Origin of the sequence: Cellvibrio sp. KY-YJ-3, assembly GCF_008806955.1 — a bacterium.
Taxonomy (GTDB): Bacteria; Pseudomonadota; Gammaproteobacteria; order Pseudomonadales; family Cellvibrionaceae; genus Cellvibrio.
Map to the genome: position 1 here is coordinate 230,458 of NZ_CP031727.1, position 20,658 is coordinate 251,115.

Here is a 20,658-nt window from a genome sequence, read left to right on the forward strand (position 1 = left end):
TAGATCGGTAGGAGCCGGGGGCGACATTGTACACATCAAATCATTCCCGCATCTATTTTCACTCAATCAAAGCAATACTCACACCTCGCAATATCCTGCAGGCACACGCGCTTTGCGATATAGTTTTAACTCAGGATAAGGTTGCTAGTTTGCATTGTGGAGTTGGATGAGATGACCGACATATCTGCCACGGAACTGAAAAACAAACGCTTTCAACTACTTGAAGATATTGCCAAGGAGCTGCAAGGCGATATTGTATTTCCAACCTGTTTTGATGTATCCGCGCGAATCTCGGAAATTATGCGCAGCGATTCTGCAAGCCTTCGACAAATTGCTCAGGAAATACAACACGATCCACTAGTCACCAGCAAAATCCTGCAACTTGCCAATTCAGCAAGCTATAACCCATCCGGGCACAGTATTACCGATATTGAAAAGGCCCTGAATCGCACAGGACTGGAAATTGCCCGGTCTGTAGCCCTTGCCTGCGCATTGACCCAGCTTGCACAAACCCACGAAACAAGCATTTTTGCACCCGAGCTAAAACAGCTGCTTATACACAGCCTTAAAACAGCAGCCATAGCCAAAGTACTGGCGTTAAAGCTAACGCGCGTGGCACCGGAAACCGCCATGTTGGCAGGATTGATCCACGATCTTGGCGCGTTTTTTATTCTGCATCGCGTGACTCGTTACCCGGAGTTGGTTGAGCGCCCGGAGAGCGTTAGCTATCTGGTTGCGCAGTGGCATGAAAGTATTGGAACGATTTTGCTGGATGCTCTCGGCCTACCCACCGAGATTATTAATGCAGTGCAGGAAATCGACATCCCCAGGGTGCAAATTACCCAGCCACGCAATTTGTCTGAAATTGTGTATATCGCCAATCTGTTTGCCGGGGGATTTAGTGAAATACAGAAACTTGACCTACCAAACCTGCAGGAGCCGCTCGAATTGAAAGATCCACGCTATACCGCACTCTACACAGATATGGATGAAGCTTGCGCCGAAATGCTCAATCTCTGGTGAACGCACAATCGCAGCATAAAAAAACCCGCACGAAGCGGGTTTTTTACACATAACTCACTACATTATTAACTGCAGGAATTAGTTTTTGCTTTGGTCAACGATTTTGTTGGCTTGAATCCAAGGCATCATCGCACGCAACTTGGCACCCACAACTTCGATACCGTGAGCGGCGTTGTTACGACGCGCAGCAGTCATAGAAGAGTAGTTAGTTGCGCCTTCAAGGATAAACTTCTTGGCGTATTCGCCAGTTTGGATATCTTTCAGCGCTTGACGCATAGCTTTGCGCGACTCTTCGTTGATCACTTTAGGACCAGTCACGTATTCACCGTATTCAGCGTTGTTAGAGATGGAGTAGTTCATGTTGGCGATACCGCCTTCGAACATCAGATCAACGATCAACTTCAGCTCATGCAAGCACTCGAAGTAAGCCATTTCTGGCTCGTAGCCCGCTTCAACCAGGGTCTCGTAACCCATTTTCACCAACTCAACCGCACCGCCGCACAGAACAGCTTGCTCGCCGAAGAGGTCGGTTTCGGTTTCGTCTTTGAAAGTGGTTTCGATAATACCGGTACGGCCACCGCCTACGCCTGATGCGTATGACAGAGCAGTATCTTTCGCCTTACCTGATGCGTTTTGGAAAATCGCGATCAGGTCAGGAACGCCGCCGCCGCGCACAAACTCAGAACGCACGGTGTGGCCTGGTGCTTTTGGAGCGATCATGATTACGTCCAAATCTTTGCGTGGCACTACTTGGTTGTAGTGAATCGCAAAGCCGTGAGCGAAAGCCAAGGTAGCGCCTTGCTTGATGTTTGGCTCGATCTCTTCTTTATAGAGTTTTGATTGGAACTCATCCGGAGTGAGGATCATCACTACGTCAGCTGATTTAACCGCAGTCGCAACGTCAGTCACTTTCAGGCCGTGAGCTTCAGCTTTTTTAACTGTGGCAGAACCAGCGCGCAGACCAACAACCACATCAACGCCTGAATCTTTCAGGTTGCACGCGTGCGCGTGACCTTGTGAACCATAACCAATGATGGCCACTTTTTTGCCTTGGATAATAGAAAGATCGGCATCTTTATCGTAATAAACGTGCATAACAGACTCCTGTTGGGATGATTACCGCCTGACGATGAGAAATCACAAGGCGACTTGGATAAAAGGTCGCCAGTGTAGAGAAACACCCGCATCGCGTAAAATGATATATTCGCAATTCAATATTTCAGTTTATGCAACGAGGTTATTAATCGCTAATCATGGATATCACCAAACTCCGGTTGTTTTGCAATCTCGCCAGCAGCCTGCATTTTGGCCGCGCCGCCAATGCCTGCCATGTAAGCCCGTCAACACTCAGCCGCAACATCAAACAGCTTGAGGACGATTTGGGCGTGAGCCTGTTTGTACGCGACAACCGCTCGGTGATCCTCACTCACGAAGGCGAACAATTTCTGGGGTTTGCCAAAGAAGTGATCCAACAGTGGGAGACATATCAAGAATCCCTACTGGCGCAGGCCGATCAGCTGCGCGGCCAACTCAGCATTTATTGTTCGGTAACGGCAAGCTACAGCTTCCTTTATGAAATCCTCACCGAGTTCCGCGTTAAACATCCCGGCATTGCGATCAAACTCCACACCGGCGACCCAGCACAATCGATCGAGCGAATTCTGGCGGGTGATGAGGATATCGCCATCGCCGCCAAACCCGACAAACTTCCCGCAGGCATCAGCTTCAAACCCATTAACAGCTCACCGCTGATTTTTATCACCGCGAATAATGAAGATTGGCAAGGTGAAAGCTGGAAGGATATTCCGGTGATCATTCCCGAAGAAGGTTTGGCGCGGGAGCGATTAAATATCTGGTTCGATTCACTCGGTATCAAGCCCAATATTTACGCCGAGGTAAAAGGGAACGAAGCGATTGTCAGCATGGTGAGCTTGGGATTCGGAGTGGGCGTTGCACCGCAGATCGTGGTGGACAACAGCCCGCTCGCGAACAAGGTAAAACGTTTTGACCCACAACCGGATCTCGGCCCTTACGACACGGGGATTTGTGTGATGGAGAAACGATTGAAAAGCCCGATTGTGAATGCGTTTTGGAGCCAGCTGCGCGAGCCAAATAATTAATCGATTAACGAAAAGGTTTACTGAGAAAAGGCGAGCCCGCCAAACCAAAACGCCATGGCAAATCCATGGCTTTGGAAATACCAATGCGTGGGCCATGAATAACATCAACCGACGCAACTGCAGGCAATAGCTTGAAAGGCCTTTTCCTAAGGGAGCGACCAGTAAAGGCATGGATAATGCCCAATGCCTGCCCCACACGCCCCGGCCCCGAGCAGAGCAAACGTTCAGCCTCAACACCGCGACGCGCGCGCATGATCTCTAACCCTTTGGTGGGTTGAATCGCCCGAATCAAAATACCTGCACCATGCCCCTCAGGTGAGCAAACAAAATTCAAACACCAGTGAATGCCGTATGAGCGATAAACATAAGCGCGGCCCGGCGGTCCAAACATGGACGCATTGCGTACACTGGGACCGGAAAATGTGTGGGATGCAGGCTCGGACTGATCGTAAGCTTCTACTTCAACAATAATTCCTCCTACGCCATTCACAAAAAATTGCGCACCGATCAACTGCGGAGCAACCTCGTGCGATGGAGCAGAGAAATCTATTACTGAAAAAATATCGCTCATTACATACCTACTCAGTTTGCATCCGCAACCGATGTTGATTGGTTGACACTGTAATCCGGCGCATGATGTTCAGTTTGTGCTTTTTTCAAATCCATTAACAAGGCATGCAGCATTTCCGTTGACAATCCGTGAAGCACCAAACGATAGCCAGCGCGCAAGGTGCTCATCGGCACAAGTGGGTGCTTGTTATTAAGTAACACCAAATGTTGCGGCGAGTTTAAAATGGTTGCCACATACAAACCGATGGTTTCATCTAATTGCAAGGAATTGGATGCGCGCCAAAAATCGTTATCAGTTAAAAATAGTTGGTAGGTGGGCGTAAACATTTCGATGGCGGTTTGCAGGTCGATTCCATTGAGCTTTCCGCGCGGCATTGAATCCAATGCTAGCTCCGGCTCTTTGATCATACTGAAATCAGGGTTCGCGACTGGCGCTAATTTTTTATCCGCATCGCGCAGTGCCTTGCCTAGGCGAATCACAAAATTAAACAGATTCAGATCGTGTTTTAAAAACAGCTCATCTTTTAAATCGTCGAGATTCATTGGCTTGAGCGGAGAGGTTTCTACGGCAACCGGTGCGTTGGCAGCAATAAATTCCAGAATCTGTGCGCCCATATGAAAATGGCGCAGCACCAACCAATTAGCTTCAGGGCGCACAAAATATTTCAAACCCGTAGCAAGAATCCAATGCAGCAGTTTGGAGGCGGCCCAGTTGCGCGGCACCACCACTTTAACAATCTGAATTAATACAATCAGCGTGCGCGCAATCGGGCGTACAAAGGGCAACAGAAATTGGCGCGAAGGGGTTTCCGAATCCGCGAGCCATGCCTTTTTCACATGATCCGGTAGCGGTGTGCTTTGATCCAAATACAACGCGAGCCAAGGGCTCGGGTCGCGCGGATCAAATTCCGTTTGCAAAAACGTTGGCAGCTTTTCAGTTTTTTCTACATTATCCATTCGCTATGACTCCAGAATATGTTCGAACTGCATAAGATACAGTTGTGCCGTACGTTTGGCAGTGGCGATAACCGCGTTTGCGGCCTTTGGATCAATCGCCAGCACCAATTCAACCGCCGCCAACCAACGCGCGAGATGATGCTCATCATTCGCACCGTGGTATTCCAAAAAGCGAAATGCACTTGCGGGCAAATCCACTTGTTTGCGCAGCAAAGGCAAGAGCGCAGGCACGATACGCTGGCCAGTACCTTCAATAATATAAATCGCACCCAATAATCCGATGGGGTTTTTCGTCGCTGCCAGCGAATGCAAATAGCTATTCAAGGCTTCGCCACCGGGATTGCGGCGCAAATTATCGAGCGGTTCAGTTCCACCTGCCGCGCAATAATCTTCATACAAAATTTTAAAATCGTTTTGTTCTTCGCCGGCGTGGGTTTCGATTAACGCAGCCAGATCAGCATAGCTACCCGTGAGCGATGCAACGGCTTCGCGCATCCACTTACTGCCCTCGCGCACTTGTGGCACCCATTGCGCAGTCCAATGTCGATAATCTTCCAATGCAAATTGCTGGCTCACCAATTTGTGGATAACCGGGCTACGCCATACTTGCGAACGATAGTCATGCCAGATACCCGCAAGCCTCGTTAATACGCTTTGTAAATGTTGAGGAGCGGAGCGTGGATCATGAGGTGCTGCAATATCCGGCAGCGCGGTTTTTTCTGACGTTATCGAATTATTTATGGGAGCAAGATTAGCAGCCAAAGGGGCATTGGCCGCTTCCACTTCAATCAACATATAGGCCGCTGTCATACGGCCTGACTCGGGAATAAAACAAAATATTTTCTCGCCCGGCTTAACTTGATGCGTATCGAGAAATTCCGCGAGCATAATAAAAATTGATGCCGAACCAGTATTGCCGCGCGTGGTTAAATTGCTGTACCAGCGCTCGCGTGGAATGGTTAATCCCGCTTTATCTAACAACTCCCCTACCACCGGAATAAAACGTGCGGATGAGTAATGGCAGAGGAAATGATCAATCTCATCCGAAGCCACCCAACCATCGTGCACCAGTTTTACGTATTCGTGGATACTTATATCAAACAAATGCGGCAGCAAGCGAATATCCTGCCGCAGCGAAAGAGCACCCGCCGCTTCCGCCTCGCTGGATGACGGAAAATCGAGAAAGGATTTGCTGCGATCCTCCGTTAAACCAAGCTGCATACAAACAGGATAATCTCCGGCAAAACTTTTTTGGTGTATCCAGTTTATTTTTAAGCGCACACCATTTTTTGCCTGTGGTGCATCGGTAAGCAATACTGCACCAGCGCCGTCAGATAACATCCAACGCAAAAAATGTGCATCAAAATCGCTGCTGTAACCGCGCGGTGCAAAGCGACTTTTTTTGAAAATGCGCGACGGCATTTCAGCGGTTGCAACCAATGCTTGCTGATGCGCCCCCAGCTCCACCGATTGCGCCGCATAAGCCAGTGCAGAAATACCGGCGGCACACACACCAAGGCTCGACAAGGTTTCCATCGGCGGCGCACCCAACTCACCTTGCACCATAGCCGCAAACCCGGGAATTAAGGCATCGCTACCCGACGAGCCCACCGACAGCAAACTCACATCACTTAAACTCATACTAGCGCGCGCCAAACAATCGTGGATGGCATTAGCCGCAAGCTGTGTATGCGACGTTACTGTCTCGCCATTTTTATCAATCGCATAATGTCGGGTTTGAATACCATTTTCCGCCAGAATTTTATTTTTTATGCGCAGCGATATGCGATTAATCGGTGCAATAAAATCATCCATCTCCTGATTATTGACCGGTTCACCCGGCAAGTGATAACCAGCGGATTGGATGTAAACACGATTAAAACGGGTAGGCATAAATTAGTCCTTGTGATGTAACGAGCGGCTGCGCCAACGCGGGTGCAGCAACGCCAATAGATAGGTGCGCAGCATATAACGCAACAAACTTTTTTCATGCAACGCAGGGTGAACTTGGGAAACATAGTCTTGATGCAATTCCGGCAACTGTGACCAATGGGCACGCGGGTGTTTATGATGCGCCGTATGCAATCCAATATTAAATAACAAAGGGTTAAGCAAACCATAAAAATTGCGTGCAAAGTGTAAATTTTTGCCAGAGCCATCGGCATGCGCATGCTGAAGATAATTTGTCGCCAACAACCAATGAAGACCATGTAGCTGCGGAATCAATACCAGCACTAACCATTTCTCCCAATCGATCACGGCCAGCGCCAGCCAGAAACCAATAACAAGAAGATACTGCAATACACAATAATAAAAATAGGCGCGCTGGAATTTATAACGACGTTTTAGGTAAGCAATAAATTCCGGATATAACACTGAAATTGCCTGTAGCGGATGCAACAAATATCCCAGCAAATGATTAGTGTCGCCGCGTGCACCGGGTGTATTAAAGCGATAGGTGCGTGTTATATCCTGTTCACCATGTTGATAACGGTGATGATTAGCAATGTGGGAAGGATAAAACACAAAGGTGGGATGCCCCTGCAGCAGCGTAATCCATAAATCGGTAAGGCGATTTAACCGACGCGAAGTCCAGATACGCAAATGCGTGTGATTATGGTGGATCACGCCCACGCCTAAGGTTAAAAATAATTCCAACAAATAGAGTGGCCAACTAAATCCCTGTTGCCATTGCCATAACACCAACAATGGTAAAACCAGCAAGTACGCCAGGCTTTGCCAATCGCGCCAGTTACGCATAGTGTTTAGCGCACTCGCCAGCGATTAATTTGTTTGTCGGCGGCATCCGCAGGCAATGCAGTTTTGAAAAGCTTATCCATAAATGGAAACATAAAACCGTAATTGCCATTAAAACAAGCGTGATGCAAATGATGGCGGCGACTGGCATTGTGAAATACGCTATGCCCGGTGGTTTTCCAATCGTAATTGGAGTGACCAATACTGTTGAACAACAGGCTAAATAACGGCACAGAGAAAAGTGCATACACACTAAAATCATGTACCAACATCGGCAATAAAATTACATTGCCCAACATTAATGCTTCTACTGGATGAAACGCATAGGTCGACCAAGGAGTAGTGACCACCGAGCGATGATGAGGCAAATGAAAGCGACGCAACCAGCGAGTATGCAGCAACCAATGATTGGCATAAAAATGGATTTCATTCCACACCACCAAGACCAAAATTTCGATCAAGGTTTGCAGCACTGAAGGATTTACCGCGAGCTTCGCCCACCCCAACTGCAACAAGCCCCACGGAAAAATCATGCCTACCCCAAAAATCCCGATAGAGCTGGCAGACAATAATAATTCCCTCTCCAACTGGCCATCGCCAATTGGGCGAGGATCAAGCTTGGCGCCCAAACGCCAGCGCGGCAATAACTGTTGGGTAAGAATCAGGTTGAGTATGCCAAACAACAGATAAATTCCACCAAAAAATGCGAGCCCAGCACCGGCAATCTCAAAAATATTGCAATTTAAAATAAAGTCGCGCATCAACCTGAATCCAGCAAATAATTTTTCATAAAAAAGGCCGATGCTCATGCAAGCATCGGCCTTCATCATACAAACAAAAACACTTACAAACTCAACACTTTCTCGCCACGTGAAATACCGCACACACCGGTACGCACGACTTCGATAATTGCTGCATCACCCACCGCTTGTAAAAACGCGTCGAGTTTGTCGCTCGCGCCGGTGATTTGGATGGTGTAGAGCGTACTGGTGACATCCACGATTTGACCGCGGAAAATATCCACGCAGCGTTTTACTTCTGCGCGCTGTGCACCGGATGCTTTGACTTTGATCAGCATAAGTTCGCGCTCGATGTGCGAACCTTCGGTTAAATCCACCAACTTAACCACATCAATTAATTTATTGAGGTGTTTGGTGATTTGTTCGATTTTGTGATCATCGCCAATGGTGGTCAGGGTCAAACGCGACAGGGTTTCATCTTCGGTTGGTGCCACAGTGAGGCTCTCAATGTTGTAGCCGCGCTGGGAAAACAAACCTACTACACGCGACAAGGCACCGGGAGCGTTTTCAACTAATACAGAAATAATACGTCTCATATCAGGTGCGCTCCGTTTTGCTTAACAACATGTCGCGCATGGAACCGTTGGGCGCAACTTGCATGGGGTAAACGTGTTCGGATTGATCCACCATGATATCCATAAAGACTACGCGATCTTTCAATGCAAAACACTCTTCCAGTTTCGCCTTGAGCTCTTCGCGTTTGGTGACACGAATACCGACATGACCATAGGCTTCCGCGAGCTTGATGAAATCCGGCAGCGAATCTTCATACAAACTTTCCGCGTAGCGGCTGGAGTACTGCATGTCTTGCCACTGGCGAACCATACCGAGCGCCTGGTTGTTCAAACAAATCACTTTGACGGGTAAGTGATATTGGGTACAGGTGGACAATTCCTGGATACACATTTGAATTGAGCCTTCACCGGTTACACACACCACGGTTGCATCGCGATCTGCCATTTGCACGCCCATTGCCGCTGGCAAACCAAAGCCCATAGTGCCGAGACCACCGGAGTTGATCCAGCGACGCGGTTTGTCGAACAAATAATATTGGGCGGTAAACATTTGGTGCTGACCAACATCAGAGGTGACATAAGCGTCGCCTTTGGTGACTTCCCAAATTGCCTGGATAACTTCTTGCGGTTTGATTTTATCGCCAGAGGTATCAAAACGATTTTGGGTGTAAATACCGTGGCGCTCGCGCCATTCGTTGATTTGCTCCCACCAACTGGCAATGGCTTGCGCATCGGGTTTTTCATCGCTGTCTTTAATCAGGCTGAGCATTTCGCTGAGCACATTATCTACCGCACCAACGATAGGCACATCAGCAGTAACGGTTTTGGAAATTGATGCGGGATCAATATCAATATGGATAATTTTGGCGTTCGGGCAGAACTTGCTAACGGTGTTGGTTACGCGGTCATCAAAACGTGCGCCCACAGCAAGAATCACATCGCTGTGATGCATTGCAGTGTTGGCTTCATAGGTGCCGTGCATGCCCAACATACCGAGGAAGTTCTTGCCGGTACCGGGATAAGCACCCAAGCCCATCAAGGTATTAGTCACTGGATAGTTGAGCAGATCAACCAACTCTTTCAGCAAATGCGAGGCGTTGCCCTGCACTACACCGCCGCCGGAATAGATCATCGGGCGCTTGGCGCCGAGCAGCAATTGCACTGCTTTTTTGATCTGACCTGAGTGGCCACGTGTCGCCGGCGTGTAAGAGCGCAGCTTTACCTTCTCTGGGTAAGCATAGGGAAAGGTATACGCCGGATGCGTCAGGTCTTTAGGCACATCAATAACTACCGGGCCGGGGCGACCGGTCGCGGCGATGTAATAGGCCTTTTTCACGACTTCAGGAATTTCGCTCGCGTGTTTGATCATAAAACTGTGTTTTACGATCGGGCGGGAGATACCCACCATGTCGGTTTCCTGAAAGGCGTCTTCACCGATCAAGTGACTTTGCACCTGACCGGAGATAACCACCATCGGAATAGAATCCATATAGGCCGTCGCAATACCGGTGATGGCATTGGTCGCACCTGGGCCGGAAGTCACCAGTACTGTACCCACGTTGCCGGTCGCACGCGCGTAACCGTCGGCAGCATGGGTGGCTGCTTGTTCGTGGCGAACGAGAATGTGTTTAACGTCAGATTGACGAAAGATGGCATCGTAAATATGCAGTGCCGCGCCGCCCGGATAGCCGAAAACGTACTCAACGCCTTCGTCTTTCAGCGCGCGGATGAGCATATCTCCGCCTGAAAGCATTTCCACAATAATTCCCCTTTTAGGATATGTAAGTCGCAATAGCGAGTGTGTGCCGCAGTATTCAGCAGAAACAAGTACACGGGGCATCACACAAAACAGGCGCCAGCGCACAGAGGCGGACAAGCGCAATGAATGATCCACGAACAAGACCCGGCAAGGCCAAGATCGGATCAGCGAAAACCGTGCAGGTAAACAGCGGCTTTCTCAGGCGGGATTCTGGTAGGAACCCGGCCAGTAGATGGGTCGCCAAGAGGGTGACTTGGCGGGGAGCAGAGTAACGCCCAAGCTTAGGGGCATCTGCAGCCATCTAGCGGAGTGGCAATTCTCCCAAGATAACCAGCAAAGTCAAGAAATTAGATACCTTTTTGTTCATTTTTTAACTAGCCCAACCAGTTCTGGCGAAGACTTCCCTAACCGCTTGCGCTTGCTCACAGTTTTCGGGGCCGCGGTTTCGCTCGCAGACCATAAGCGCTATAGTTGAAGGCATCTCTCGGCTATAGCTGAAACAAGGGCGCGACAAATGAAACAAAAACTCCTGATTAGTATTCTTGGTGCTTGGGTTGTGGCTTTCTCTGCCAGCAATACCTTTGCAGCCAAAGACAATGTTTTTACCTGGACTGATGAAAAAGGGGTAGTTCACTATGGGGAGCGCCCACCCAAAGATTCACAAGCTCGCCAAATTAAAACACGCACCGGGCATAGCGAGCCAACACCAGCACCCACAGCACCAACTACCCCAGCCAATACAACTACAGATGCTGTCGCCGATTCATTGAAAGACCCGGAACGCTGCACAATGGCACAAAAAAATCTGGAACTACTCAATACCGTTGCACGTATCAAAATTGCCGGTGAAGACGGTGTTCAACGACTGCTAACTGAAGAAGAAAAAGAAGCACAACGCACCGCAATGCAAGCAGTCATCAATCAAGCCTGCGAATAATCCACTCATTTTTTCAGGCTGGGAACACTCCCAGCCACTTCCCTCCTCCCCCCAAAAAACCACCTTCAGCGCTCACCGTCTGGCGAGCTAGCACTCGTCGGATATTTTTACAATTACACGACATTACAAATAGATTAAGCCTATGATTTATAAATAAAAAATCGTATAGGCACAGAAACTGCTAAGCCACGGCTGCTAGGGACAACTCCAGCATACAATTTGTTTATTAAAGGAAAATACCCATGAAAACTTCATTGATTACTGCAGGTTTTATCGCCGCTATGGCACTCAGCAGTGCTGCTAACGCACTGGTTATCACCCCCGAAAATAATGGCAGCTCACTGGCCAACACAATTCTGGGCTCCGGTATTAGCATCAGCAATGTAAATTACAACGGTGCTAATGGCGCTTCAGGTACCTTCACAAATGGCAATAGTGCAGGCATCAGCATCGACAAGGGAATTGTGCTCTCTACCGGTCAGGCAACCAACGCGCTTGGCACTAACAACAGCAGCGGCGCAGGAAGCAGCAATGGAACTGCGGGTTACGCTCCTCTCACCGCGATTGCCGGATTCAACACTTTTGATGCCAGTGTCCTCAAATTCGATTTTGAATTTAATGGTGGCAATGGTGGCGATCTGTTCTTCAACTTTGTATTTGGTTCAGAAGAATATCTGGAATATGTTGGAAGCCAATTTAACGATGTATTTGGCTTTTTTGTTGACGGCGTGAATGTCGCTTTAACACCAGGCTCGGGCGACCCAATCACTATCAACACAATTAACACTTCACAAAATAGCAGTCTGTTTGTGGATAACACATCCGCTGTTTACAACACCCAAATGGATGGTTTTACCAAAAGCTTGCAGATCACACTGAAAGGTTTGAGCGCGGGCCTGCACACCATGGAATTTGCAATTGCCGATGCTGGCGACAGCATTCTGGATTCCTGGATTTTTATTGAAGCCAAATCGTTTGCCGATACTCCTGTTGGCGTATCTGAGCCATCCTCATTAACCCTGCTGGGCTTGATGCTGGCGGCACTGGGCTGGAGCCGTCGCAAGGCAGCAAAATAATTTTTTATTGACTGCTGGACATAAAAAACGGCCATCAATTATTTGATGGCCGTTTTTTTATTCAGACACAAGAGTATTCCAAATCAATTTAAACGCTTTGGATCAAACACAATTTTATCGCCTAATAATTTACCGTGAATGATTGCGCCGGGCATAAATTTACCACTGAGAATATCCTGCGCTAGCGGGTTTTCAATCAGCTGCTGGATAGCGCGTTTTAGCGGGCGTGCACCATAGACCGGATCGAAACCGACATTGGCCAGTTTATTCATCACTGCATCATCCAACTCCAGACTCAATTCGCGCTCCCCCAAACGTTTGCGCAACAATTCCAATTGGATGTCGGCAATGCCGCGAATTTGTTCGCGACCCAGCGGATGAAATACCACCACTTCATCGATACGGTTGATAAATTCCGGGCGAAAATGGCTGCCCACTACCTCCGTCACTGCATCTTTCATGGCGTTGTAGCGATTTTCATTATTGAGTGAGTTATTCATGTCTTCACTCACCGAGGTATCAAAACTCACGGTATCAAACGAGCGGTCTTCTGCCAGCTCCTGAATGCGATCAGAACCCAAGTTGGAGGTCATCACAATCACCGTATTGCGGAAGTCTACCGTGCGCCCCTGACCATCGGTTAAGCGGCCGTCATCCAATACTTGCAACAAGATATTAAATACATCCGGATGCGCCTTTTCCACCTCATCCAGCAACAATACCGAATAGGGTTTGCGGCGCACCGCTTCCGTTAAATAGCCACCCTCTTCATAACCGACATAACCCGGTGGCGCGCCAATTAAACGCGCTACCGAATGTTTTTCCATAAATTCCGACATATCAATCCGCACCATGGCATCGGCAGTGTCAAACAAAAACTCCGCCAGAGATTTACACAACTCGGTTTTACCCACACCGGTTGGGCCTAAAAATAAAAACGAACCATTGGGACGATTGGCATCCGAAAGCCCGGCGCGGGAGCGGCGTACGGCATTGGCAACAGCAACTACCGCTTCGTGTTGACCGATAACACGTTTGTGTAATGCCTCCTCCATGCGCAATAATTTATCGCGCTCACCCTCCAGCATTTTGGATACGGGAATACCAGTCCACTTGGAAACCACTTCGGCAATTTCTTCTTCGGTAACCTTATTGCGCAGCAGTTTCATCTCCATCATTTCTGCTTGACCGGCCATATCCAATTGTTTTTCAAGCTGCGGAATAATGCCATATTGAAGTTCTGACATACGCGCCAAATCGCCTTTACGTCGTTTTTCTTCCAACTCCAGACGCGCCTGCTCCAATTGGCTTTTAATTTCCTGCGAGCCTTGCAGCGCGGCTTTTTCCGCGCGCCAGATTTCTTCCAAATCGTTTAACTCGCGTTCGAACTTATCAATATCCTGATCGAGTTTCGCCAAGCGTTTTTTGCTCGCCTCATCTTCATCTTTTCTCACCGCTTCGCGTTCAATTTTAAATTGAATTAAGCGGCGTTCAAGGCGATCCATTTCTTCCGGTTTGGAATCAATTTCCATTCGGATACGACTCGCCGCTTCATCAATTAAATCGATAGCTTTATCGGGCAATTGACGATCGGTAATGTAGCGCTGGGATAATTTTGCCGCCGCAATAATGGCGGAATCAGTAATATCCACACCGTGGTGAACTTCATAGCGCTCTTTCAATCCGCGCAGAATCGCAATGGTGTCGGACTCATTCGGTTCATCCACCTGTACTTTTTGAAAGCGACGCTCAAGTGCTGCATCTTTTTCAATGTATTTGCGATATTCATCGAGCGTAGTCGCGCCCACACAATGCAACTCGCCGCGCGCCAATGCAGGCTTTAACATATTGCCCGCATCCATCGCACCTTCGGCTTTACCGGCGCCGACCATGGTATGGATTTCGTCGATAAATAAAATGACGCGCCCTTCTTGTTTGCTCAATTCATTGATGACAGATTTCAAACGCTCTTCAAAATCACCGCGAAATTTTGCACCGGCGAGCAAGCCACCCAAGTCGAGCGACAGCAAGCGTTTATTTTTCAACCCTTCAGGCACTTCGCCATTGACGATGCGCTGGGCAAGGCCTTCCACAATCGCCGTTTTACCTACACCTGGTTCACCAATAAGTACCGGGTTATTTTTAGTGCGGCGCTGCAGCACTTGAATGGTACGGCGAATTTCATCGTCGCGACCAATGACTGGATCGAGCTTGCCCTCTTCGGCGCGTGCAGTTAGATCCACAGTGTATTTTTCCAAAGCTTGGCGATTGCCTTCGGAGTCGGCGTCCTCTACTTTTTCACCACCGCGTACTTTCTGAATCGCCTGCTGCAAGCGTTGGGCGTTACCGAATTTTTTCAGCAACTCGGGAACGGCGCCCTGCATTTCACTCATTAACACCAGTAGTACTGAATCGCTGGAGACAAATTTATCACCCACTTTTTGCGCATGGCGATCGGCAAGGTTGAGCACCTTGATCAAATCCTGCGACATAGTCACTTCGCCCGTGGGGTTTTTAATTTGCGGCAAATTCTCGACCAACTCATTTAAGGCGGTACGCAAACCGGCGACATCAAAACCCGCTTGACTGAGTAGCGAACGAACACTTGCCGCACCTTTTTGGTCGATCATGGCGAGCAGTAAATGGCTGGTATCCAGCTGGCTGTGATCCTGCCCCAACGCGATGGACTGGGCATCGGAAAGTGCAACTTGCAATTGATTGGTTAAACGGTCGATACGCATGATTTACCTCTGCGAATAAAAAAACGGGTCGTGACAGTGACTCGATTGAAGCAGACGTGGGGGCAAGCGAGGTGATTTCAAGCAGGCGGCGACCTGCTTGAAGGTTTTAATGCGGCAAGATGGAAACCATTTGCGTTAAATCAAAAGTACATCAGTTCAAAAGCGTGTTAAGCAAACAGTGCAGAGGATCAAAGTGGAGGGGAAATCACCCGCGGAGTTTCATTCACATCAAAAAACTTGATGGTAAGTGGATAATTTTTAATAACGCCTTTATTCGCATCCATCGCGCCCATAATAGTGAACACCACCGAACAAATCGCCAGTGCCGCCAGCATGGGGATGCCAATCAGCACCACAAAGAGTATCAAACAAACGATGGCGTAGATTAGCGAGCTGAATACCCAGTTCATGACCACCTTACCCTGCTCATCCACGTAGGGATCTTCCTTTTTGGATTGCCACATAATAAGCGGTACCACCAACCCCAAAAAGGGGAACAACCAGGAGCAAAACTGGGTGAGGTGTAACACCATGGCGTAGTCGTAATTGTTGGTCTGCAAAATGGTATGCGGTTGTACAACCTTGTCGTTTTGCCCACCCAGAATTCGCGCTTTGGCTTGCTGATACTCCTCTTCACTGATTAATCCTTTTTGTTTGAGGTCATTCAGCTTTTCGATTTGTTCGAGATCCATGAAAAAACTCCTGATGATGAATTGGTTGAACAAGCGGACGGCAGATGAGTCAACAGCATAGCCTCAGGTTGAAACATCCTCCATTAACTCATTGGACGAGCGAGGGAGCAAAACAGATTCACGAGATGCTTATTTTTATTCGAGCCAGATCAAGCTGGCCATGCGTCCGGTGGTTTTGTCGCGCCGATAGGAGTAAAAACGCTCCGCCTCAATAAAGGTACAGTCGCCGCCACCGTAAATGGCGGTCACCCCCAACGCGTTGAGTTCTGCGCGGGCCAGTGCATAAATATCCGCATAAAAATGTAAGGGGCGCGCACCGGGAATAAATGCGGCGGCGATCTCATCGGCATGGAGGGTATTACGCGCTACAGTAAAAAACGCCTCAAGCACATCGATACCTACTTCAAAATGGGCCTGTGAAATTGCCGGGCCGAGGTAGGCAAGCAGCTCACTGCGCGCACCGCTGAACTTATCCAACCCACGCTCACAAATACCGCCGGCCAAACTGCGCCAACCGCAATGTAAGGCTGCTACCTGAGTGCCCTGCTTGTCGCATAACAAAATGGGTAGACAGTCCGCCGTCATCACCAGACAGGTCAGCCCATGCTGGGTGGTATAGCTACCGTCGGCGGTACGCACCAAACCATCGTTTTGCGCATCCACCACTTTTATGCCGTGGATTTGCTCCAGCCATTGCGGGCTTTGCGACAAGCCCAGCTGTTCACTCAAATGCTGGCGATTGTGAGCGACGGCCTGCGCATTATCACCTACATGCAAACCGAGATTATTGCTCGCATAAGGTGGCAGGCTAATTCCGCCATGACGGGTGGTGATACAGCTGCGCACATTCGCTGGCGCTGGCCAATCCGGTGCGATCCACCCCAATGCATGCCAGGATTCCGTGTTGCTGCCCGTCGGTTTATTCATCGTCGCGAATATAACCCTTGTTCAACGCGTCGAGGAGGTTGCGGAAATCCTCCGGAATTGGCGCCGTCCATTCGGTGTACTCGCCGGTGCCGGGGTGCTCTAACCCCAACTTGAACGCATGCAGTGCCTGACGCGGGAAACCTTTGAGGGTATCAATCAAATGCTGATTGGCGCCTTTGGGAATTTTAAAACGGTTGCCGTAGGTTTGATCGCCCACCAGCGGGTGGCCGATATGCGCCATGTGAACGCGAATTTGATGAGTGCGCCCGGTCTCCAGTTTTACGCGGATATGGGTGTGATGGGGGTAGCGCTTGGCCACACGGTAATGAGTGACTGCACGTTTACCGCCAGCACTGAGCACAGCCATCAACTTGCGCTGGATGGGGTGACGCCCCATGGGAGCATCCACTGTACCTCCGCCGGTCATCGCACCTACCGCCACCGCTTCATATTCACGGCTCACAGTGCGATCGGACAACTGCTCAACCAGATCGGTATGGGCTTCCAGGGTTTTGGCAATCACCATCAAACCCGTGGTTTCTTTATCGAGACGATGCACTATGCCTGCGCGCGGCAGGTTAATTAGCCCGGGAATATGGTTGAGCAATGCATTCACCAGCGTACCGGTATAATTGCCCGCCGCCGGGTGAACCACCAAGCCTGCCTGCTTATTGATGATAATCAGGTCATCATCTTCATGAACTATATCCAGCGTAATCTCTTCCGGCTCCCACTCGCCCTGAGCCTCAAGCTCCGCCTTTAATTCCAACTGCTCGCCGCCGATCAACTTGTCTTTCGGCTTGGCGATGCGACCATCCACCTTGAGTTGGCCGTCTTTAATCCAGCTCTGCAAACGCGAGCGGGAAAAGTCAGGGAACAACTCGGAGGCGATCTGGTCGAAGCGCATGCCGCTCATCTGGATCGGCACCTGTGCGCTCAGGTCAAAAACATCTTTCATTAAAAAACCTCTAGTGATGTGTTTCTGGCTACTGATGATTTGCCAAAAACCGGAAATTGGGAGCTTTTCTTGCTGCCAGATTGGTATCCGCCAAGCTCTGTGTTTAAATACCCTGCCCCGCAAAAGGGGCCTTTGTTTATTGAGATAAGAGTCTATAACCCTATGCGCGTCCTGCCCTGTTTGATGCTCAGCACCCTGGTATTGCTGACTGCCTGCTCCTCCAAAGAGCCCGAATACACCACCGAAGCGGATTTGTACAATGCCGCCGAGCAGCAACTTGAACGCAGCCAGTGGGAATCCGCCATCCGGAACCTTAACTCGCTCGAAGAAAACTTTCCCTTTGGCACCTATGCAGAACAGGCGCAATTGGAGCTGATCTACGCCCAGTACAGCTCGGGTGAACCCGATGCAGCCATCGCCACAGCCAACCGTTTTATCCGCCTGCACCCCCAACATCGCAATGTTGATTATGCCTACTACATGCTGGGCATGAGTTCCTTTACTAAAGATAAAGGGATGTTTGAGCGGGTAATGCCGGTGGATACGTCCAAACGCGACCCGGGCGCGGCGCGTGAATCACTCGCCAATTTTACCCAATTACTCAACCGTTTTCCCGACAGTTCCTATGCCGCCGACGCCAAGAAGCGCATGTTACACCTGCGCAACCACTTGGCGCGCTATGAAATTCATGTCGCTAACTATTACTTCAAGCGCGGCGCCTATCTGGCAGCAATAGCACGTGGCCGCTATGTGCTGGAAAACTTCCCGCAAACCCCGGCCATTCCTGATGCATTGGCAGTCATGGTGCAGGGTTATTACCTAATGAAGATGGATAGCCAGGCAGAGGAAATGTTGGAAATCCTTAAGCTCAACTACGCAGATTACCCGGCACTGGATAACAACGGCCGCTTTGATCAGGAGTACATGTACAACAATGGTCGTTCACGCTGGCTCGCCTACCTGACTCTTGGTCTATTCAGCAAAGATGACATTACCGGTTTTGATACCCGCGCCCTATACGACCCGCAATTCAAAAGACCCGATACCAGTGTTGCGCGCGCCAATTAATTAACGCGCCACACCAGAGTCATAACGCTAGAGAATAAAGGCCGCACTGCGGCCTTTATTGTTTTTACGAATTGCGATGGTTACTTAATCGCCCAATTTCCAGCCGGAGGTGATCGGGTAGCGGCGATCGCGACCAAAACCGCGCTGGCTAATACGCACCCCCACCGGCGCCTGACGACGCTTGTATTCGTTGATATCCACCAAGCGCACTACGCGCTCTACCTGCTCACGCACAAAGCCCTCACGGATAATCGCTTCCGCGCTAAAGTCCTGTTCCACATAAAGTTCCAGAATACGGTCGAGCACATCGTAGGGTGGCAGGCTGTCTTCGTCTTTTTGATCAGGCGCCAACTCCGCTGAGGGTGGACGGGTGATCACCGTCTCGGGGATTACCGGGCTAAGGGTATTGCGATAGCGCGACAGCGCAAACACCAGGGTTTTAGGCACATCTTTCAGCGCATCAAAACCACCAGCCATGTCGCCGTACAGTGTGGAGTAACCCACCGCCATTTCACTTTTGTTGCCGGTAGTCAGTACCAGATAGCCTTTTTTGTTGGAAATTGCCATCAACAATACACCGCGACAGCGCGCCTGCAGGTTCTCCTCGGTGGTATCACGTTTGGTGCCCGCAAACTCATCACTGAGTGCTGCCATAAAGGCTTCGTACATGGGCTCAATACTGATTGAGCTGTAGCGCACACCGAGCCGAGCCGCTTCATCGGCTGCATCGTTTTTACTCAGGTCAGAGGTGTAGCGAAAGGGCATCATCACGGCTTCGACACGGTCAGCGCCCAATGCATCCACCGCCATCGCCAGGGTTAATGCGGAATCGATGCCGCCGGATAAACCCAGCACCACGCCTTTGAAGCGATTTTTATTGACGTAATCGCGCATACCCAGCACCAGCGCCTGATAAACAGCAGCCGTATTCTCGGGAATAGGTGCGAGCGATTGGGGAGATACAGCAACGCCAGTGCTACTGCAATCGAGCACCACCGGGAAATCACCTTCATCAAACGCTGGCGCACGGAATTGGGTTGCACCACTGGCATCCACCACCACTGAGCCACCATCAAACACTAACTCGTCCTGCCCACCGACCAAATTGGCGTAAACCACCGGCATCGCCCCCTCGCGGGCGCGCTGCGCAACTATGGCTTCGCGCTCAAGCTGCTTACGCTGATGGTAAGGTGATGCGTTGAGACTTATCATCAACTGCGCGCCTGCGGCTTTGGCCTGTGCCATAGGTTGCGGATACCAAATATCCTCACACACACTGAGCGCTGTCGGTATTCCTTTTAAGTTGAAAACAACGGCGGAATCCCCCGCAGCAAAATAGCGTTTTTCATCAAATACCTGGTAGTTCGGTAACTGCTGCTTGGCATATTCTGCGATCAACTGGCCATCGGCAATGACACCCGCCATATTGAATAGCTGGCCATTTTTGCTGCGCGGATAACCCACAATCAACGCCACAGGCAGCTTGGCCGCAATAATTTCGTTAAGCGCGCGCTCAATACGCAAATCCAAACTCGGGCGCAGCAGTAAATCTTCAGGTGGATAGCCCGTGAGGGTCAGTTCGGGAAATATCACCGCATCCACCGGTCCTTGTGCCAGCGCAGCGCGGGCAGAGGCCAATACCTTGGCGGTATTACCGGGAATATCCCCAACCAAGGTATTAATTTGGGCAAGCGTCAAATATAAATGCGACATAGGAATTCATGATTATCAAAGAGTAAAAAAACTGACGCGATAATA

At 49.7% G+C, this 20,658-nt stretch carries 18 protein-coding genes; 5 read left to right on the top strand and 13 right to left on the bottom strand.

All coding sequences use genetic code 11. The features are described from left to right. Positions 1-171: 171 nt before the first annotated feature. Positions 172-1,023 (top strand): HDOD domain-containing protein, encoded by an 852-nt coding sequence (locus tag D0B88_RS01075; RefSeq protein ID WP_040391211.1) that lies wholly within the window; start codon positions 172-174, stop codon positions 1,021-1,023. A gap of 78 nt (positions 1,024-1,101) precedes the next feature. Here D0B88_RS01075 and ilvC read toward each other — a convergent pair whose 3' ends face one another. Continuing rightward, entirely contained in the window at positions 1,102-2,118 is a 1,017-nt protein-coding gene (ilvC, locus tag D0B88_RS01080) for a ketol-acid reductoisomerase (protein WP_007640245.1), read from the bottom strand. Positions 2,119-2,276: 158 nt separating this feature from the next. Here ilvC and ilvY point away from each other — a divergent pair, with 158 nt between their 5' ends. Further along, positions 2,277-3,143 (top strand): HTH-type transcriptional activator IlvY, encoded by an 867-nt coding sequence (gene ilvY, locus D0B88_RS01085; RefSeq protein WP_151054382.1) that lies wholly within the window; start codon positions 2,277-2,279, stop codon positions 3,141-3,143. A gap of 4 nt (positions 3,144-3,147) precedes the next feature. Here the strand turns inward: ilvY and D0B88_RS01090 are convergent, their stop codons facing one another. The 7 genes from D0B88_RS01090 to D0B88_RS01120 are packed head-to-tail and all read right to left on the bottom strand — an operon-like array spanning position 3,148 to position 10,501. Beyond that, positions 3,148-3,714, bottom strand: coding sequence for a DNA-3-methyladenine glycosylase (locus D0B88_RS01090; RefSeq protein ID WP_151054384.1), 567 nt, complete (start codon positions 3,712-3,714; stop codon positions 3,148-3,150). A gap of 11 nt (positions 3,715-3,725) precedes the next feature. Beyond that, entirely contained in the window at positions 3,726-4,670 is a 945-nt protein-coding gene (locus D0B88_RS01095; RefSeq protein ID WP_151054386.1) for a hypothetical protein, read from the bottom strand. 3 nt (positions 4,671-4,673) lie between these two features. Further along, positions 4,674-6,563, bottom strand: a complete 1,890-nt coding sequence (locus tag D0B88_RS01100) for an iron-containing redox enzyme family protein (protein ID WP_151054388.1) — start codon at positions 6,561-6,563, stop codon at positions 4,674-4,676. A 3-nt stretch (positions 6,564-6,566) separates the two neighbouring features. Further along, complete coding sequence (locus tag D0B88_RS01105) at positions 6,567-7,430, bottom strand: fatty acid desaturase (RefSeq protein WP_151054390.1); 864 nt, start codon at positions 7,428-7,430, stop codon at positions 6,567-6,569. 5 nt (positions 7,431-7,435) lie between these two features. After that, entirely contained in the window at positions 7,436-8,236 is an 801-nt protein-coding gene (locus D0B88_RS01110) for a sterol desaturase family protein (RefSeq protein ID WP_198284739.1), read from the bottom strand. 35 nt (positions 8,237-8,271) lie between these two features. Beyond that, entirely contained in the window at positions 8,272-8,763 is a 492-nt protein-coding gene (gene ilvN / locus D0B88_RS01115; protein ID WP_007640230.1) for an acetolactate synthase small subunit, read from the bottom strand. Between the two features lies 1 nt (position 8,764). Continuing rightward, on the bottom strand, positions 8,765-10,501 hold the full coding sequence (locus D0B88_RS01120; protein WP_151054392.1) for an acetolactate synthase 3 large subunit: 1,737 nt from the start codon (positions 10,499-10,501) through the stop codon (positions 8,765-8,767). Between the two features lie 514 nt (positions 10,502-11,015). On the opposite strand from D0B88_RS01120, the gene D0B88_RS01125 reads away from it, so the two are divergent. After that, positions 11,016-11,438, top strand: a complete 423-nt coding sequence (locus D0B88_RS01125; protein WP_151054394.1) for a DUF4124 domain-containing protein — start codon at positions 11,016-11,018, stop codon at positions 11,436-11,438. 242 nt (positions 11,439-11,680) lie between these two features. Next, on the top strand, positions 11,681-12,514 hold the full coding sequence (locus tag D0B88_RS01130) for a choice-of-anchor L domain-containing protein (protein ID WP_007640223.1): 834 nt from the start codon (positions 11,681-11,683) through the stop codon (positions 12,512-12,514). An 83-nt stretch (positions 12,515-12,597) separates the two neighbouring features. Here D0B88_RS01130 and clpB read toward each other — a convergent pair whose 3' ends face one another. From clpB to rluD, 4 genes are all read right to left on the bottom strand, one after another. Next, positions 12,598-15,255, bottom strand: coding sequence for an ATP-dependent chaperone ClpB (clpB, locus tag D0B88_RS01135; protein WP_151054396.1), 2,658 nt, complete (start codon positions 15,253-15,255; stop codon positions 12,598-12,600). Between the two features lie 188 nt (positions 15,256-15,443). Beyond that, positions 15,444-15,947: a DUF4870 domain-containing protein gene (locus D0B88_RS01140; protein ID WP_007640219.1), complete on the bottom strand. Its 504-nt coding sequence runs from the start codon at positions 15,945-15,947 to the stop codon at positions 15,444-15,446. Between the two features lie 135 nt (positions 15,948-16,082). After that, positions 16,083-16,874 carry a peptidoglycan editing factor PgeF gene (gene pgeF, locus D0B88_RS01145; protein ID WP_151054398.1) on the bottom strand — a complete coding sequence of 264 codons (792 nt, stop codon included), beginning with the start codon at positions 16,872-16,874 and terminating at the stop codon, positions 16,083-16,085. After that, complete coding sequence (gene rluD, locus D0B88_RS01150) at positions 16,867-17,832, bottom strand: 23S rRNA pseudouridine(1911/1915/1917) synthase RluD (RefSeq protein WP_151054400.1); 966 nt, start codon at positions 17,830-17,832, stop codon at positions 16,867-16,869. Before rluD ends, pgeF begins: the two co-directional genes overlap by 8 nt. 162 nt (positions 17,833-17,994) lie before the next feature. Between rluD and D0B88_RS01155 the strand changes: the two genes are divergently transcribed. Further along, positions 17,995-18,900, top strand: coding sequence for an outer membrane protein assembly factor BamD (locus D0B88_RS01155; RefSeq protein ID WP_151054402.1), 906 nt, complete (start codon positions 17,995-17,997; stop codon positions 18,898-18,900). Positions 18,901-18,984: 84 nt separating this feature from the next. Here D0B88_RS01155 and D0B88_RS01160 read toward each other — a convergent pair whose 3' ends face one another. Beyond that, positions 18,985-20,613: an NAD+ synthase gene (locus tag D0B88_RS01160; RefSeq protein ID WP_151054404.1), complete on the bottom strand. Its 1,629-nt coding sequence runs from the start codon at positions 20,611-20,613 to the stop codon at positions 18,985-18,987. Positions 20,614-20,658 lie beyond the last annotated feature (45 nt).

Bases quoted from the DNA above. Each gene is read 5' to 3' on its own strand.
- D0B88_RS01075 (WP_040391211.1), top strand. From the start codon at position 172: ATGACCGACATATCTGCCACGGAACTGAAAAACAAACGCTTTCAACTA.
- ilvC (WP_007640245.1), bottom strand. From the start codon at position 2,118: ATGCACGTTTATTACGATAAAGATGCCGATCTTTCTATTATCCAAGGC.
- ilvY (WP_151054382.1), top strand. From the start codon at position 2,277: ATGGATATCACCAAACTCCGGTTGTTTTGCAATCTCGCCAGCAGCCTG.
- D0B88_RS01090 (WP_151054384.1), bottom strand. From the start codon at position 3,714: ATGAGCGATATTTTTTCAGTAATAGATTTCTCTGCTCCATCGCACGAG.
- D0B88_RS01095 (WP_151054386.1), bottom strand. From the start codon at position 4,670: ATGGATAATGTAGAAAAAACTGAAAAGCTGCCAACGTTTTTGCAAACG.
- D0B88_RS01100 (WP_151054388.1), bottom strand. From the start codon at position 6,563: ATGCCTACCCGTTTTAATCGTGTTTACATCCAATCCGCTGGTTATCAC.
- D0B88_RS01105 (WP_151054390.1), bottom strand. From the start codon at position 7,430: ATGCGTAACTGGCGCGATTGGCAAAGCCTGGCGTACTTGCTGGTTTTA.
- D0B88_RS01110 (WP_198284739.1), bottom strand. From the start codon at position 8,236: ATGAGCATCGGCCTTTTTTATGAAAAATTATTTGCTGGATTCAGGTTG.
- ilvN (WP_007640230.1), bottom strand. From the start codon at position 8,763: ATGAGACGTATTATTTCTGTATTAGTTGAAAACGCTCCCGGTGCCTTG.
- D0B88_RS01125 (WP_151054394.1), top strand. From the start codon at position 11,016: ATGAAACAAAAACTCCTGATTAGTATTCTTGGTGCTTGGGTTGTGGCT.
- D0B88_RS01130 (WP_007640223.1), top strand. From the start codon at position 11,681: ATGAAAACTTCATTGATTACTGCAGGTTTTATCGCCGCTATGGCACTC.
- clpB (WP_151054396.1), bottom strand. From the start codon at position 15,255: ATGCGTATCGACCGTTTAACCAATCAATTGCAAGTTGCACTTTCCGAT.
- D0B88_RS01140 (WP_007640219.1), bottom strand. From the start codon at position 15,947: ATGGATCTCGAACAAATCGAAAAGCTGAATGACCTCAAACAAAAAGGA.
- pgeF (WP_151054398.1), bottom strand. From the start codon at position 16,874: ATGAATAAACCGACGGGCAGCAACACGGAATCCTGGCATGCATTGGGG.
- rluD (WP_151054400.1), bottom strand. From the start codon at position 17,832: ATGAAAGATGTTTTTGACCTGAGCGCACAGGTGCCGATCCAGATGAGC.
- D0B88_RS01155 (WP_151054402.1), top strand. From the start codon at position 17,995: ATGCGCGTCCTGCCCTGTTTGATGCTCAGCACCCTGGTATTGCTGACT.
- D0B88_RS01160 (WP_151054404.1), bottom strand. From the start codon at position 20,613: ATGTCGCATTTATATTTGACGCTTGCCCAAATTAATACCTTGGTTGGG.